The 15,669-nt window shown below is 71.1% G+C and carries 11 protein-coding genes; 5 read left to right on the top strand and 6 right to left on the bottom strand.

Annotation, left to right across the window (positions count from 1 at the left end):
* Positions 1-47: 47 nt before the first annotated feature.
* The 3 genes from ACFVDI_RS10745 to ACFVDI_RS10735 all read right to left on the bottom strand — a co-directional run bounded on the left by ACFVDI_RS10745 (position 48) and on the right by ACFVDI_RS10735 (position 4,033).
* Positions 48-1,205 (bottom strand): RDD family protein, encoded by a 1,158-nt coding sequence (locus ACFVDI_RS10745; protein WP_378904103.1) that lies wholly within the window; start codon positions 1,203-1,205, stop codon positions 48-50.
* A 132-nt stretch (positions 1,206-1,337) separates the two neighbouring features.
* Positions 1,338-3,209 (bottom strand): FHA domain-containing protein, encoded by a 1,872-nt coding sequence (locus tag ACFVDI_RS10740; protein WP_378904100.1) that lies wholly within the window; start codon positions 3,207-3,209, stop codon positions 1,338-1,340.
* Positions 3,206-4,033, bottom strand: coding sequence for a PP2C family serine/threonine-protein phosphatase (locus ACFVDI_RS10735; protein WP_008360931.1), 828 nt, complete (start codon positions 4,031-4,033; stop codon positions 3,206-3,208). The genes ACFVDI_RS10740 and ACFVDI_RS10735 overlap by 4 nt, the downstream gene beginning before the upstream one ends.
* 297 nt (positions 4,034-4,330) lie before the next feature.
* Here ACFVDI_RS10735 and ACFVDI_RS10730 point away from each other — a divergent pair, with 297 nt between their 5' ends.
* The 3 genes from ACFVDI_RS10730 to ACFVDI_RS10720 all read left to right on the top strand — a co-directional run bounded on the left by ACFVDI_RS10730 (position 4,331) and on the right by ACFVDI_RS10720 (position 12,776).
* The gene (locus tag ACFVDI_RS10730; RefSeq protein ID WP_378904097.1) at positions 4,331-6,319 is read left to right on the top strand and encodes a helicase-associated domain-containing protein; all 1,989 of its coding nucleotides are present in this window, start codon (positions 4,331-4,333) and stop codon (positions 6,317-6,319) included.
* 26 nt (positions 6,320-6,345) lie between these two features.
* Positions 6,346-7,995 (top strand): DNA repair helicase XPB, encoded by a 1,650-nt coding sequence (locus ACFVDI_RS10725; RefSeq protein WP_378904094.1) that lies wholly within the window; start codon positions 6,346-6,348, stop codon positions 7,993-7,995.
* 110 nt (positions 7,996-8,105) lie between these two features.
* Positions 8,106-12,776: a family 78 glycoside hydrolase catalytic domain gene (locus ACFVDI_RS10720; protein WP_378904090.1), complete on the top strand. Its 4,671-nt coding sequence runs from the start codon at positions 8,106-8,108 to the stop codon at positions 12,774-12,776.
* A 3-nt stretch (positions 12,777-12,779) separates the two neighbouring features.
* Here the strand turns inward: ACFVDI_RS10720 and ACFVDI_RS10715 are convergent, their stop codons facing one another.
* From ACFVDI_RS10715 to ACFVDI_RS10705, 3 genes are read right to left on the bottom strand one after another with little or no spacing between them, the layout of a single operon-like run.
* On the bottom strand, positions 12,780-13,037 hold the full coding sequence (locus ACFVDI_RS10715) for a hypothetical protein (protein ID WP_378904088.1): 258 nt from the start codon (positions 13,035-13,037) through the stop codon (positions 12,780-12,782).
* Between the two features lie 42 nt (positions 13,038-13,079).
* Positions 13,080-13,733 (bottom strand): hypothetical protein, encoded by a 654-nt coding sequence (locus tag ACFVDI_RS10710; RefSeq protein WP_378904086.1) that lies wholly within the window; start codon positions 13,731-13,733, stop codon positions 13,080-13,082.
* Positions 13,723-14,184 carry a pyridoxamine 5'-phosphate oxidase family protein gene (locus tag ACFVDI_RS10705; protein ID WP_378904083.1) on the bottom strand — a complete coding sequence of 154 codons (462 nt, stop codon included), beginning with the start codon at positions 14,182-14,184 and terminating at the stop codon, positions 13,723-13,725. Before ACFVDI_RS10705 ends, ACFVDI_RS10710 begins: the two co-directional genes overlap by 11 nt.
* A gap of 61 nt (positions 14,185-14,245) precedes the next feature.
* Between ACFVDI_RS10705 and ACFVDI_RS10700 the strand changes: the two genes are divergently transcribed.
* Positions 14,246-14,542, top strand: a complete 297-nt coding sequence (locus ACFVDI_RS10700; RefSeq protein WP_378904080.1) for a DUF1905 domain-containing protein — start codon at positions 14,246-14,248, stop codon at positions 14,540-14,542.
* 36 nt (positions 14,543-14,578) lie between these two features.
* On the top strand, positions 14,579-15,499 hold the full coding sequence (locus tag ACFVDI_RS10695; protein WP_378904077.1) for an aminoglycoside phosphotransferase family protein: 921 nt from the start codon (positions 14,579-14,581) through the stop codon (positions 15,497-15,499).
* The last annotated feature ends 170 nt before the right edge of the window (positions 15,500-15,669 follow it).

The following is a 15,669-nucleotide window of genomic DNA, read 5'->3' as shown; positions in this document are numbered from 1 at the left end:
GAAACTGCTGTTTCGTCGCCCACAACTGCGGACTCGGCGGGAGCAGGTCAGGCCTCGCGGGCCACATCCATGGTGCGGTCGCCGAACTTGACCTTGTCGCCGTCGACGAGCGCCGCGGGGCGGCGGGCGCCGAGGGCGCGTGCGGCACCCTGGCGGATCAGGGTGGTGCCGTTGGTGGAACCACGGTCCATGACCACGAGGGTTCCGTCGGCCGCGACCTGGAACTGGGCGTGGGTCTTGGACAGCGACATGTCGCTCGAGGAGAGGGCCACCCGGTGAGAGACCTCCTCGCCGGGGCGCGGCTCGGGGCCACGGCCGACGATGGCCAGACCCTCGACCACGAAGCTCTGGCCGGTGTCGAACGTGACCCGCCAACGAGCCGTCGCCGCGAGCGGCGGGGCCGATGTGGGCGGTGCCGGAGGAGCCGGCTGTGCCACGGGTGCCACTGCCGGAGGGGCAAGCGGAGCCGGCGGCGCGGGCGGAGCCGGAGTCGGCACGGGGGCCGAGGGCGCCTGACGAGCGACTGGCACCCCGACCTGGGTCGGAGCTGCCTGGGCCTCGGCCACGGCGTGCGCGGCCGCTGCCTGGGCTGCGGGGCTCTGGGTCGGAGCCGCCGGAGTCTGCGGCCGCTCGGCACGCTCCGGGGTGGCCTCGGCCTGCTTCAGACGCATCGTGGTCAGGTTGACGATGCGGCGCGGCGCCGGCGCCTCTTCCTCGGCCTCGACGACGGGCGGAGGACGTACGTCGACCACGACCGAGCCCGCACGGCGGTCATGCCACCCCTGGCGGCGGCCACGCTCGTCCATCGCCGCGACCCAGGCGAAGGTGGCGGTGCCGATGCCGAGCGTCGGGATCGTGCAGAGACCGAGGAGGGCCTGGCGTACGAACGCCTTGCCGACACCGATCGGGCGACCCGCGGCCCCGGAGTCGTCGCTGACCACGCGGAGCCCGAGGGCCATCTTTCCGGGGGTCTTGCCACCGGAGCCGGTGAGGACCGTGCCGACCAGCCAGACCACCAGCACCACACCGGCGACCAGGCCGGTCCCGGCCAGCGCGTTTCCGTTGCGGAAGAAGATCAGCCAGGCGGCGGATCCCGCCGCGGCGAAGATCGCCCATGCGATCACCCGGTCGATGGCGAACGCGTAGAACCGGCGGTCCGGCTCCGCGATCGCTGCCTCGACCGACGGAGCCTGAAAGCCGGCCACGCTCACGCCGCCGCCTCCGTAGGAATAGACGAAGAATACGGAGGCAACGACCTGAGGCCCATTGACGCTCGCTGACGCTCGCTCATGCCGCCGCCTCCACGGAGGACGGCGACACGAGCGAGAGCCGATGACTCACGGGTTGGTCACCCGGATCGTGAGGCTGTCACCGAGGTCGATGACGGCACCCGGCATGAGCTGGACGGGTACGCCGGGACGCAGGTCCTCCGGGCCGAGCCCGGGCTGGACCAGGACGGTGCCGTTGGTCGAGCCGAGGTCGGTGACCACTGCGGCGCCGTGGTCGACACCGGCACCCGGACGGATCTCGCAGTGGGTCGAGGAGATCTCCTGGTGCGGGCTCGGCACGGTCACCAGCATCGGCTGCTCGGTGGGCGTGAACCGGCTCGCCTCGGGAGCTCGACCGACGAGCACGACCCGGTCGACCTCGACACGGTCGCCGCTGGAGAACTCCAGGCGCGCGACCGGGTAGGCGGTCACCTTCGGGGCCTCGGGCTGGCCGGGGATCCCGGCGAGGCCGGCGTTGAGGTCCTCGCCGACACCGATGCGGGTCAGACCGTCGTGGTCGTCCTCATCGGGGTTGGGCCCTTCCCAGACCGGCTCGTCGTGGGTCTCGGGGACCGGAGCCACCGGCGGAGCCGGCGGTGCGGGCGGGGCCGGGAAGGCGGGCGGGGCCGGGGGCGCCGGCGGGATGTCGGTCACCGGCGCAGGGGCCGGCGGGCCGTCCACGGGCGGTGCCTCGATCGGGCCGTCGACCGGCGGGGACTCGATCAGACCGCCGGCAGGCGCGTCCTCGAAGGAAGCGGGCGGCGCCTCGGGCGGCGGCGGAGGCGCGGTCAGGGGCGGCGGAGGCGGCATCGACGGCGGACCGAAGTCGGGCGCCTGCGCGGACTCGGGCTCGTCGTAAGACTGCGGCTCCTCGTGGGGCTGCTCCTCCTCGACGGCGGCGAGAACCTCGGTCTCCGCGTCGGCGGCGACCTCGGCCTCGGACACCGGCTCCGGAGAGACCGCTGAGGGCCCGAAGGACGACGCCACGGCGGCGGCGTGCTCGTCGCTGGCGTAGTCGTCCTCGTAGCTCCGGGAGGCCGACTCCGGGTAGTCCTGGTCGTCCTCCTCCTCCTCGTCCTGCGACGCGGCCGGCATCTCGAACGCGTCGGTCGGCTCGGTCAGGTCGTCGTGGCGCGGGGCCGACGCCTCGCCGGACTCCTCACCACGGTTCACCGAGACCGGCTCGTCCGAGTCGGTGTCGGAGTCGGCGTCGGCGTCGGCGAGACCGGGAAGGTCACCCGAGACCGGGATCGGCGGCACGACCGAGAGCGAGGGCGGAGCCGCGAGCGGCTCTTCCTCGTCCAGACCCTGCTCCTCGACGGAGTCGTAGGTCTCCTCCGGCAGCGGGTCGGTGAGCGGGTCGGCCTGCACCGGCTCGTCCACGCTGTCCTCGCTGTCATCGCTGGCTTCCTCGACCGCCACCGGGGCGGGCACGAAACCGGCGCGGCTCTCCGGCGAGTCGTCCTGGCTGGACTCCGGGGCCGGCGGCGGGACCTCGAGACCCGAGACCCGCAACAGGCCACCGAGCGCGGTCATCGGCTCACCGGTCGCGCCCTCCTCGCCGAGGGAGATGGACATCCGGGTGACACCCTCGAGGGTGCGCTCGACCCACGTCTTCGACGAAGATCCGTCGACCTCGACGGCGCCCTCGCCGGCCTCGAAGGAGACCACCGACGGGCCGCGCACGACGGTGCGTACGCTGCCGCCGTCAGGCGTCACGTCCCCGGAGACGAGGACGAAGCCCGGCAACGAGCTGAGCCCGGTCGCGACGAGCGCGTCGAGCACCTCGTCGAACCCGGCGCCGTCGTCGACGAGAGCCCACAGCGCTCCCGCGCGGCTCTTCTCCGAGGGCGGGAGCAGCACCGTGGCGCTCTCACCGATGATGCCGAACCAAGTGCCCGGCGTGTAGGACGTGCTTGCGACGGTTGCTGATTCACTCATGGCAGCACTCCTAGCTTCTGCTCCATACTCACCCTTTGTTGCTCCGAGTCATACGGGTTCTCCTCGGCCAATCCCATCACATCGACCACGATCGCGGTGGCGTTGTCCCTGCCACCAGCTTCGACCGCGGCGGCGACGAGCTTCTCGGCCGTGTCACGTGCATCTGTGTCCTCGGCGGCGAGGATGTCGGCGATCTCGGCATCCGAGATCATTCCGCTCACGCCGTCCGAGCACAGCATCAGCCGGGCGCCCACCGGGAGGGTCACCTGGAAGATGTCGGGGACCGCGGGGGCCATCCCGCCGAGCGCCCTGGTCACCACGTTGCGCTCGGGGTGGTGCTCGGCCTGCTCGCGCGTGATCTGCCCGGAGTCGACGAGCTCCTGGACGAGGCTGTGGTCGCGGCTGAGCTGGCTCAACGTACCGTCGAAGAACCGGTAGATGCGCGAGTCGCCGACGTTGAGCAGGATCCACAACGGGCTGCTTCCGCCGTCGGCGATCAGGGCCGCGGCGCAGGTGGTGCCGGACTGGTAGTCGGAGGCCCCGCGCGAGCGCTGCTCGAGCGCGAAGGCCACGATCCGGTCCTGGGCGGCCTGGAGCGCCTCGACCATCGCCTGGCTGCCGGACTCGGACACATAGTGCGTGCCGCCGAGCTTGGCGAACTCCTGGATCACCATCTCGCTGGCGATGTCACCACCGTCGTGTCCGCCCATGCCGTCGGCGACGACGAAGACGGGGGGCTCGGCCACGTGGGAGTCCTCGTTGACCTTCCGCACCTGGCCGACATCGGTCGCCGCCCCGTGCGCGATCACTACTTTCCTGGACATCTCGCCCCCTAGGCCTGGCGGGATAGCGTGATGCCGATGGACACAGGCTTCCGCTCTCTCGCAGACCAGCTGCGCTCTTGGCCCACAGAGCGCATCTCACGCCTGCTTCTTGCTCGTCCTGATCTCGCCACGCCGTCCCCTCATGACTCCGGCCAACTCGCCGCCCGAGCAGCCACTCGCACATCCTTGCACTACGCGATGGATGACCTTAACCATCTCGAGCTGATCGTGCTTGATGCCGTTGCCCTCGCGAATCAAATCACCAAAGCCCACTTATCTTCCATGGTGAACGCGGAAGTGGACGCCACGACACGGGCACTTTCTCATCTGGAGGACAGCGGCCTGGTGTGGCACGCGCTCGGCGGCCTGCGCGCCGTGACCGGAGTCGCGACCCTGTTGCGGGGCTCGCCGGGTGCCTCCGGCCTCCAGCCGTTCGCCGGCGATCTCGGGGCTGACCAGGAAGAAGTCGTACGCCGCCTGGCGGCCGTCTCCACCGAGGCCCGCGCGATGCTGGAGGCCGTCGACGCCGCCGGCGGGCAGGCCTCCTCCACCCACGCGCGCCCGCGCGTATCGGTGGCCGAGGCCTCCGGGCCGGCGGAGGAGCTGATCGCCCACGGGCTGCTGGTGTCCTCGGGCGACGGGATGCTGACGCTGCCCGGTGAGGTCGGACTCACACTCCGCGGTGGGCGGACGACGCGCGACCGGGTGGACGTGCCACCCTCGCTGCCGACCTCCACGCGCGCGTCGTCACTGGTCGACAGGGCGGCCGCGGGTGCCGCCTTCGAGCTCGTCCGCAACCTCGAGCTGCTCCTCGACTCCTGGGGCGCAACCCCGCCCCGGTCGCTGCGAGGAGGGTCCGGCCTCACGGTGCGCGACCTGAAGGCGACCGCCGATCGACTCCACGTCACCGAGCCCACCGCGGCGCTGCTGATCGAGGTGTCCTGGTCCTCCGGGCTGCTGGCGCTGGGCACCGACGAGGAGGGCGACCCGTCGTGGATGCCGACCGAGCTCTTCGACCAGTGGCTGCAGCGGCCGCTGGCCGCCCGGTGGGCGCACGTGGCCGCGGCCTGGCTCGCCTCGCCCCGACTCCCGGGCCTCGTCGGCCAGCGTGACCCTGCCGGGAAGACGTGGAACGCGCTGGCGCCCGACATGGCCGGCGCCTCGGCCGTCGAGATGCGGCGGCTGACGCTGGAGCTGCTCGCAGGCGTGCCGGACGGCGAGGTGCTCGCCGCCGGCACCGGCCCCGCCGCCGTCGTGGCCCGGCTGGCCTGGGTGCGGCCGCGCCGACCGCGCAGCCGCACCGAGTCCCGGGAGTCGCTGGTGACCTGGACGCTCACCGAGGCGGAGACGCTCGGACTGGCGGCGTTCGGCGGGCTGGCTGCGTACGGACGGGGGTTGGTGGCGGGTGAGGACCCGGTCCCGATCCTGACGGGGCTGTTGCCGGAGCCGGTCGACCACGTCCTGCTGCAGGGCGACCTGACCGCGGTCGCTCCTGGCCCGCTGGAGCCCGCGCTGGCCCGCACGCTTGCCGTGGTGGCGACGGTGGAGTCGCACGGTGGGGCGACGGTCTACCGGTTCACCAAGGAGTCCGTGCGCCGGGCGATGGACCGCGGCTGGACCGCCACCGAGATCCACGCGTTCCTCACCGCCGCCTCCCGCACCCCGGTGCCCCAGGCGCTGACCTACCTGGTCGACGACACGGCGCGTACGTTCGGGACGGTCCGGGTCGGGTTCGCCGCCGCCTACCTGCGCAGCGACGACGAGGCCGCGCTGGCCGAGCTGCTGGCCCATCCGGCGGCCGAGTCCCTGGGACTGCGCCGGCTCGCGCCGACGGTGGTCGTCAGCACCGTCGCGCTCGACTCGCTCCTCCCCCGGCTGCGCGAGCTCGGCCTGGCGCCGGTCGTCGAGGCGCCCGACGGGTCGGTCCACGTGGCGCGCCCCGACGCCAAGCGCGCCAAGGCTCGCAACGCGCAGCGGCCGGCGGGTGCCCACGAGGCCCACCAGACCGTGCGCGCGACGGCGGTGGCGGCGCGCGTCAAGACCGGCGACGAGACCGCCGCCTCTCGCACTTCCCCGCCCGAGCCTGCCTCGACGATGGCGATCCTGCACGAGGCCATCGATGCCGGTGAGCAGGTCGTGATCTCCTACGTCGACGGCCGCGGGGTTGCCGGCGAGGCACGCGTCCAGCCGCTGAGCCTCGACGGCGGCTCGCTCACGGCCCGGGTCGGCGACGACGAGCGCTCGTTCGCCATGTCCCGGATCCGCGGCGTCCGACCAGGATTGTGAAGAAGGGCGGCCCGTAGGCTGGTCCGGTGAACGACGGCCCCCTGATCGTCCAGTCGGACAAGACGCTCCTGCTCGAGATCGACCATGCCCGGGCAGCCGAGTGCCGCAAGGCGATCGCGCCCTTCGCCGAGCTGGAGCGGTCGCCGGAGCACATCCACACCTACCGGCTGACCCCGCTGGGCCTGTGGAACGCCCGCGCGGCCGGACACGATGCCGAGCAGGTGGTCGACACGCTGCTGGAGTTCTCACGCTATCCCGTGCCGCACTCGCTTCTGGTCGATGTCGCCGAGACGATGGCTCGCTACGGCCGGCTGCGGCTGGAGAAGAACCCGGCCAACGGGCTGGTGCTGGTCTCCTCCGACCGCGCGGTGCTGGAGGAGGTCGTCCGGGCGAAGAAGGTCGCCGGGATGCTGGGCGTGCGACTCGACGAGGACACCGTCGCCGTCCACCCCTCCGAGCGCGGCAACCTCAAGCAGGCGCTGCTCAAGCTCGGCTGGCCGGCCGAGGACTACGCGGGCTACGTCGACGGCGAGGCACACCCGATCGCGCTGGACACCACCGACTGGGCGCTCCGCCCCTACCAGTCGGAAGCGGCCGAGTCCTTCTGGCACGGGGGCTCCGGCGTCGTCGTGCTCCCCTGCGGTGCCGGCAAGACATTGGTCGGCGCCGCCGCGATGGCACATGCCCAGGCGACCACGCTGATCCTCGTCACCAACACCGTCTCCGCGCGCCAGTGGAAGGACGAGCTCGTACGCCGCACCTCACTGACCCCGGACGAGATCGGCGAATACTCCGGGTCGGTCAAGGAGATCCGGCCGGTCACGATCGCCACCTACCAGGTGCTGACCGCGCGCCGGAAGGGTGCCTACCCCCACCTGGAGCTGCTCGACGCCCGCGACTGGGGTCTGGTCGTCTACGACGAGGTCCACCTCCTTCCCGCCCCGATCTTCCGGATGACCGCCGACCTGCAGGCCCGCCGGCGCCTCGGCCTCACCGCAACCCTGGTGCGCGAGGACGGGCGCGAGGGAGACGTGTTCTCCCTGATCGGCCCCAAGCGCTACGACGCTCCCTGGAAGGACATCGAGGCGCAGGGCTGGATCGCGCCGGCGGACTGCGTCGAGGTGCGGGTGACCCTGCCCGCCGACGAGCGGCTCGTCTACGCCACCGCCGAGCCCGACGAGCGCTACCGGATCGCCTCCTGCACACACCACAAGATCGACGTCGTCAAGGAGATCGTCGCCTCCCATGCCGACAAGCCGACGCTGGTGATCGGCCAGTATCTGGAGCAGCTCGACGAGATCGCCGCCTCGCTCGACGCCCCGGTGATCGAGGGCAAGACGTCGGTCAAGGAGCGCCAGCGGCTCTTCGACGCCTTCCGGTCCGGCGAGATCGACCTGCTGGTCGTCTCCAAGGTCGCCAACTTCTCCATCGATCTGCCCTCGGCTGAGGTCGCGATCCAGGTCTCCGGCGCCTACGGCTCCCGTCAGGAGGAGGCGCAGCGCCTCGGCCGGCTGCTGCGCCCCGGCGACGGCAACAAGACCGCACACTTCTACACGATCGTCTCCCGCGACACCGTCGACGCCGACTTCGCCCAGAACCGCCAGCGCTTCCTGGCCGAGCAGGGCTACGCGTACCGGATCGTCGATGCCGAGTCCCTCGGCGACCTCACCTCCTGACCGTGGGTTGAATCGATAGTCGTGGCCGGATGCGGCCAAGTCACTGCACGCTGATGTGACGCACGCCATACTCGGTGAAGCGTTTCAATTCCTCGATCTCAGGAGTCCGCGTGCGCCGACACATCGCCGGGCTGGTCACGGCCACCCTCGCCATCGCCCTCTCGCCCGCACTTCCACCGCTCGCCGCCGGCGCCGCCGGCGCCACCCCGTCGACCGAGGACGTGGCGACGGGCACCGTCCCCGTCGTCAGCGAGCTGCGTACGAATGCGCTCGTCGATCCCCTCGGCATCGCGACGACCGCCCCCACGCTCGGCTGGCAGGTCGACTCCGACCGCCGCGGGGTGACCCAGAAGGCGTACCAGATCCGGGTCGCGACCTCGGAGCGGCGGCTCACCTCGCCCGACGTGTGGGACAGCCGGAAGGTGAGGTCCGGGCAGTCCGTCGACGTCCGGTACGCCGGGCCCGCGCTGAAGCCTCGCACCGACTACGTGTGGTCGGTGCGGGTCTGGGATGACGAGAGCGTCGCGTCCGCCTGGAGCGAGCCGGCGACGTTCGCGACCGGCCTCGGGAACGAGGCGTGGACGGCGGACTGGATCGGCGCGAAGACTCCTGAGCTGGGCGCGGAGTGGACCGACTACACGATCGAGTTCACCGCCTCCGACATCGGTGGAGCGCTCGGCGTCTACTTCCGCGGCCAGAACACCGAGAACGCCTACATGTGGCAGTTCAGCGATGCCGAAGACGCACTCCGCCCGCACGTGAAGCGCAACGGCGGCTACTCCGTTCTCCCGGCGAAGGCGGTCCCGAGCGGCTTCGACTTCGCCGCCGAGCACGACTACGCGATCACCGTCGCCGGCGACACGATCACCACCTCGATCGACGGCCAGCAACTCGACCGGCGCACCGACGTCACCTTCGCCGGGCCGGGGGTGATGGGCTTCCGCACCAGCGGGGCCGAGCACGGACTGGTCCACGACGTGACCGTCACCAGCGCGTCCGGCACCGTCCTCGTGGACACCGACTTCCCGACCGGCGACCGCACCTTCACCGCCGGCACCGTCACCACCGGCGGGCTCCGGGTCGACAACGCCGGCGGCGAGGCGTGGCTGCGCAGCGACGACGCGGTCCCGCTGCTGCGCAAGGAGGTCGACCTGGGTTCGAAGGAGATCACCCGCGCTCGGGTCTACGCCTCGGCACGCGGTGTCTACGAGCTGCGGCTCAACGGCAAGCGGGTGGGCGACACCGAGCTGGCACCCGGCTGGACGGCGTACGACAAGCGCATCGACTACCAGACCTACGACGTGACGGACCTGGTCACCTCGGGCTCGAACGTGCTCGGGGCGGAGGTGGCTCCGGGTTGGTATTCCGGCAAGGTCGCGATGTTCGGCACCGACGTCTACGGCGCCGACAACTCACTGATCGCCGAACTCGTCGTCGACTACTCCGACGGCAGCAGCGCGGTCGTCCGCACCGATGACAGCTGGCGTACGACCGGCGGGCCGACCCGCGAGGCCGACCTCCTCGACGGTGAGTGGTACGACGCCCGCCGCGCGGCCGAGGTCGACGGCTGGGACGACGCCGGCTTCGACGCCCAGGACTGGGCACCGGTCGCCGTCAGGGACGAGCCGACCGATGTGCTCGAGCCGCAGACGGCCGTGGACGTACGCGTCACCGAGGAGCTCGAGACCGCCGAGCGGATCGACTCGCCGACCGACGGGGTCTACCTCTACGACCTCGGGCAGAACATGGTCGGCCACGTCCGCCTCACCGTGCAGGGCGAGAAGGGCCAGACGGTCACGATCCGCCACGGCGAGGTGCTCAACCCCGACGGCACCCTCTATACGGCCAACCTGCGCTCGGCGAAGGCCACCGACACCTACACGATCGGCTCCGCCGAGCCCGAGACCTTCGAGCCGTCGTTCACCTTCCACGGCTTCCGCTACGTCGAGATCTCCGGGCTGGACGAGGCCCCCGACGCCGCCGACATCGTCGGTGTCGTGGTCGGCACCGACGGCGACCTGACCAGCACCCTGGACACCAGCTCGCCCCTGATCGACCAGCTGCAGAGCAACATCGTGTGGGGCATGCGCGGCAACTTCCTCTCCATCCCGACCGACACCCCGGCACGTGACGAGCGGATGGGCTGGACCGGCGACATCAACGTGTTCGCCCGCACGGCGGTCTACAACATGGACTCCGAGTCGTTCCTGACCAAGTGGCTGCAGGACCTGCGCGACACCCAGCGCCCGAACGGGTCGCTGCCCGGCGTCGCCCCGGTCGTCCCCGGTCGCTTCGACGGCGGCTACGAGTCGGCAGGCTGGATGGACGCGGGCGTCCACGTCCCGTGGACGCTGTGGCAGGCCTACGGCGACACCGGCGTCATCACGGAGAACTACGACATGATGAAGCGATACGTCGACTTCCTCGACGCCGACTCGACCGGACACATCAGATCCGCCGGCGGCTACCTGGACTGGCTCAACCTCGACGACCCGACGCCAGCGGACGTCCTGGACACCGCCTTCGTCGCGAAGAGCACCCGGGAGTTCGCGCAGATGGCCGAGGCCGTCGGCAGGGACGCCGACGCCGCTGCCTACCGGGCCCGCTACGAGGCCATCCGGGCTGCCTACCAACAGGCGTTCATCGCCGCGGACGGCTCCGTCAAGGGCGACAGCCAGACGGCGTACATCCTCACCCTGACCAACGACCTCGAGCCCGAGGACCGTCGCGACGCGGTCTACGACCAGTTCGTGCAGACGCTCGAGCGGCGTGACTACCACCTCTCCACCGGATTCCTCGGCGTTGACGGGCTGCTGCCGGCGCTGACCAAGGCCGGGCGCACCGACATCGCCTACAAGCTGCTGCAGCACGAGGACTACCCGTCGTGGGGCTACGAGATCGGCAAGGGCGCCACCACGATCTGGGAGCGCTGGAACTCGATCAACCCGGACGGCACCTTCAACGACGTCGGCATGAACTCCTTCAACCACTACGCCTACGGAGCCGTCGGCGAGTGGATGTATCGGACCATGGCCGGCGTGTCTGCGGCCGAGCCTGGCTATCGCAAGGTGAGGATCGCGCCCGAGCCCGGCGCGGGGGTCGACCACGTCGACTACAGCCTGCAGACGCCGTACGGCACGGTGAAGAGCGACTGGGCGACCGACGACGGACCGATGACCCTCGACGTGACCGTTCCGGCGAACACGACCGCCGAGGTGCGGATCCCGGCCGCCAACCGCTGGGCGGTCACCGAGGGCGGATCGCCGATCGAGAGCTCGGAGGACGTCGAGTTCGTACGCTACGACGACAGCGAGCACGTGGTCGTCCTCGAGATCGGGTCCGGCGACTACAGCTTCAGGGTCGTTCCCGCGCTCGGCGACATCGGCGCCGCCCGGGCCGAAGCCGCCAAGACGGCTGCGGACGTCTCCTCGCTGTCGCTCGACGGGTCCGCCGGCAGGACCGCCAAGCGCGACCTCGCGAATCGGACCGCATCACTGCGCGCCGAGATCGGCGAGGCCTGGGACCTCACAGCCGGTGACGCCGACGAGGAGCGGATCGCCGAGGCGGTCCACCGCGCCCTCGCGGCGGCCTCGAGCCTGGGCCGGACCGTCCAGATGTACGCCGACAACGGCACTCTCCCCGAAGCGAGCGCGACCGGTCTGAGCAACCGGCTGACGACGATCGGGAAGAGCCTCTCCCGGGCATCGGCCAGGTTGGTCGGCGCGGTCGCCACGCTGCAGGTCCCCGAGGGCGAGGTGCTCCCCGGTGATGTCGTCGAGGTCTCGGTGCGGGTCGACAACTCCGGCAAGCAGTCGCTGGAAGAGGTCAGCTCGTCGCTCGCGATGCCGGAGGGGTGGACGGTGGAACCGGTCGGTGCCGTCGCCGGCACCGTGCCCGCCGGCGGCCAGGTCGAGCACACCTACGAGGTGAGCGTGCCCGGAGATGCTGCCGTGGGTCCCGTCGACCTGACCGGTGAGCTGTCCTACAGCCGCTCGGGCGGCACCGCCACGCTGCCGCTGGGAGGCACCTTGCTGATCGGCTCCGGAGTGCAGATCACCGCGACGTCGAGTGCCCCGGCGGCGGTCGACGGCGGGCAGACCGCGACCATCACCACCACACTGCACAACCGCAGCGACGTCACCCAGCGCGGCGAGCTGTCGCTGGCCGGACCCGGCGGCTGGGCGGCGGAGCCGGCGGGCTACGAGATCCCGGCAGGTCAGGACGCCGACATCGACATCGAGGTCGTCGTGCCGCAGACGGTCGTGGCAGGTCCGGTCTCCCTGACCGTCTCGACCGGGGCGACACCGACGGAGCAGGCGGCAGCCACCGTGACCGTCGGCCTCGCGACGCCACCGGCGGACTCGACCGACCACATCGATCTCGGCGAGACGACCTCGGAGTCGGCCCACGGGCTGACCGCCTCCGAGCGGTCGGGGACCAATCAGGAGGCCGGTCTGACCCGCCGCTACACGCACTCCTCCTACCCCGGCGGCTGGTTCGAGTTCGACGCCGCGGTGCCGACGGACCGATCGTTCGTGGTGCGTGTCGTCGAGACGTTCGACGGAGCGCGACGCAAGACCTACGACGTCGAGCTGGACGGTCAGATCGCCCACAGCGTGGACCTGACCCGCTCGGCCGGTGGTCAGGGCACCGTGACCCACCAGTTCCTGGTGGAGCCCTCGGCACCGACCGCTGACGGCTCGGTGCGGATCCGGTTCCAGGACACCGGCGCGGACTACGACCCGTCGGTCGCCGACGTGTGGGTGGTGCCGGTGGCATGAGGCTCACCCCAGCGCCACGACGCGCAGCTGATGGGGTGGTGGACAGCTCTCGACCCACTGGTCCCGGCACTCGCGGCACAGCAGGTAGGTGTGGGTGCAGCGGTCGTCAGGACAGAGCACGGTCACCGCGTACGCCGCCACCTCGCCACAAGGCTCTGCGTCGCTGTCCGGGCTACCACAGCTGCACTCGCAGGCGGGCCGCTCGCCGAGCTCCTCCTCGAGCCGCTCGATCTCCTCATCGATGGTCGTGCTGATGGTCATGACATCTCCTCCGTCTGGATCGGATGTCGTCCTCACCACCACCTAAGCAGAGGCCACCGACATTCCCGCTTCATGGATCGTGGTCTCGAAGGCGAGATCGGGCCGGGAGCCGCCGAGCGGGCTCAGCTGCACGACGACGCCGGTCGCCACGTCCAGCCCGATCTCGTACGCCTCGGGGTAGACCGTCCCCGCGGGCGGCTCCCACCCCGGGGCGCCGTCGCCGTACTCGAACCAGTCGCTGACCCGGGACCACAGCAGCGGACAGCAGCCGCACCGCGGCTCGTACCCCTCATCGGGAACCGCCCGCGCCCACCACGTCTCGCGACCAGCCCGCGGCTCCGAGCGCAGGTCGCTCAGCGCCACATCGGCCGACAGCTCCTCGGGATCGAGCATCGACACGAACACGTAGTTGTTCCACATCGGGTCGTCGATCTCATGGGTGTAGGCCCGCGGCCGGCGCGCCACGAGACCGTCGGGGCGCAGGACCGGCTCGGGCACCGGCTCGGCCGCCTTCTCGTTGACGGCACGATCACCCGAGGCGTCGCGCACCCGCAGCCGGCCGGGCCGACGCAGCCAGCACTCGACGTCACCGTCCGTCGGCGTCCGCCAGGTGAAGTGCAGAGCGGAGAAGCGCCACGGCGACGAGCGGGCCAGCGCCCGGAAGGTGTCCTCGGTCAGCGACAGCTCAGCTTCCATCCGGCCCACCCGCGTCCAGCCAGCGGCCGTTCCGCATCAGGTGACGACCCTCGAGCTCGTTCTCCTCGCGCCAGGCCTGGATTTTGGTCGGCCGAACCCGGATCAGGCTGTCGGCCCAGCGGCTCGGGTCGCCACCCTGCTTGGCCGCGTAGATCTCGAGGACCCGCGGCGGCGTACGCTCCATCGGCTCGACCTCGGCCCGACCGTCGATGATCACCACGTCGCGCAGCTCGCCGAGCGCGAGACGCACGACCGGAGAGGCGGAGAGGTTGCGCTGCGTACGCGCCCCGCCCATGCTCGCGATCCAGATCTCGCCCTCCCACCACACGAAGGAGATCGGCACCAGCCACGGCTGGTCGGCGTGCGCCGACGCGATCCACAGATCGATGTCGTTCTCCAGGCGAGCGCGGGTGTCGGCGAGTCTCTGGTCGAGTGAGCGAGGGGCAGCCATGGCCGCACCCTAGTAGCCGACCGAGCGAGCGACCTACGGCTTTCTGGAGGAGGATGAGCGCATGGAGACCTGGGAGTTCGAGGCCGAGCTGTGGCCGTGGAAGGGCGAGACCGATGCCTGGATCTTCGTGACCGCTCCGCCCGAGATCACCGAGGAGATCCGGGAGGCATCGATCGCGACCGGTCCGCCGCGCGGCTTTGGTTCGGTGAAGGTCGAGGCCCGGATCGGCACGACCATCTGGAGGACCTCCGTCTTCCCAGGTCAGGAAGGTTATGCGCTGCCGATCAAGAAGGACGTACGCCGCAAGGAGGATCTCCAGGTCGGCGACCGCGCCCTCGTCTCGATCACCCTCGTCTGACTCCCGCGAAAATCATGCGCGCCTGCGGGTGCGGACATGGTTGGCTCAGCCGCGATGAACGTCCCGATGCACGACGACGAGCTGATGATCGACGAGGACCTGGTGAGGTGCCTGCTGAGGCGCGACCTCCCTGCTCATGCGGATCTTCCTCTCCGCCCGCTGGACTCGACCGGGTCGACCAACCGGCTCTTCCGGCTGGGCGAGGACCATCTCGTACGCCTCCCCCGCCAGCCCGGCGGATCGGCCACGATCACACAGGAGGCGCGTCGGCTGCCCGAGTTCGCGGCCGCCCTTACGGTGCCGGTGCCGGAGGTGACGGCGGTCGGCGAGCCGGGGTTCGGCTACCCCGAGCGCTGGAGCGTGGTGCGCTGGCTCGACGGCGAGAAGCCGGGCCCCGGTGCGGGTGACGTCACCGCCGCGGATCTGGCGGGCGTCGTGACCGGGCTCCGCCGCACCGAGGTGCCCCCGGAGGCTGTCGGCGACCCCGAGCTGCGCTGGTATCGCGGCAGCCCGATCACCGGCTTCGACGCCGACGTCCGATCTAGGCTGAAGGAGTGTCGCGACCTCGCCGAGCTCGACCTGGACCTGGACGCGGTCGAGACCGTCTGGGACGAGGTGATGGCCCTGCCCCCGGCGGAGACCGGATCGCACTGGGTCCACGGCGACCTGCTCGCCGAGAACCTGCTGTCCCGCGACGGCCGGCTCACCGCCGTACTCGACTTCGGCGCCCTCTCGGTCGGCGACCCCACCGTCGACCTGATCTGTGCCTGGGAGCTCCTCGACGCCGCCGGCCGCGAGGAGTTCCGCCGGCTTCTCGACCTCGACGAGGCCACCTGGCTCCGCAGCCGCGGCTGGGCCCTCTTCATCGCCCTGATGACTTTCCCCTACTACTGGCAGACCATGCCCGTGCGCTGCGCCGACCGCCTCGTGATGGCTCGGGCTGCCGTCGAGGGCTGACGTCCTCGGGTTCGGCAGCTCGCTGGCCGCTTTCTTGTGGGGAGGGTTGGTATGTGTCCGTCGGTCTCGTGCCGGGTTCCAGCGCGGGTGGGGCTGATACCGGGATTGGGTTGGGAGATTTCAAAGCAGGGTGCCCGGGCGGGTGCCATTTGCCTGAGTTGTCTGGGTTC

It is taken from the genome of Nocardioides sp. NPDC057767 (assembly GCF_042798275.1).
In the GTDB taxonomy this organism is placed as follows: domain Bacteria; phylum Actinomycetota; class Actinomycetes; order Propionibacteriales; family Nocardioidaceae; genus Nocardioides.
The sequence above is the reverse complement of the archived record's forward strand: the minus strand, read 5'-3'. Positions and strand labels throughout refer to the sequence as shown.

Bases quoted from the DNA above. Each gene is read 5' to 3' on its own strand.
- ACFVDI_RS10700 (WP_378904080.1), top strand. From the start codon at position 14,246: ATGGAGACCTGGGAGTTCGAGGCCGAGCTGTGGCCGTGGAAGGGCGAG.
- ACFVDI_RS10710 (WP_378904086.1), bottom strand. From the start codon at position 13,733: ATGGAAGCTGAGCTGTCGCTGACCGAGGACACCTTCCGGGCGCTGGCC.
- ACFVDI_RS10695 (WP_378904077.1), top strand. From the start codon at position 14,579: ATGGTTGGCTCAGCCGCGATGAACGTCCCGATGCACGACGACGAGCTG.
- ACFVDI_RS10735 (WP_008360931.1), bottom strand. From the start codon at position 4,033: ATGTCCAGGAAAGTAGTGATCGCGCACGGGGCGGCGACCGATGTCGGC.
- ACFVDI_RS10740 (WP_378904100.1), bottom strand. From the start codon at position 3,209: ATGAGTGAATCAGCAACCGTCGCAAGCACGTCCTACACGCCGGGCACT.
- ACFVDI_RS10715 (WP_378904088.1), bottom strand. From the start codon at position 13,037: ATGACCATCAGCACGACCATCGATGAGGAGATCGAGCGGCTCGAGGAG.
- ACFVDI_RS10705 (WP_378904083.1), bottom strand. From the start codon at position 14,184: ATGGCTGCCCCTCGCTCACTCGACCAGAGACTCGCCGACACCCGCGCT.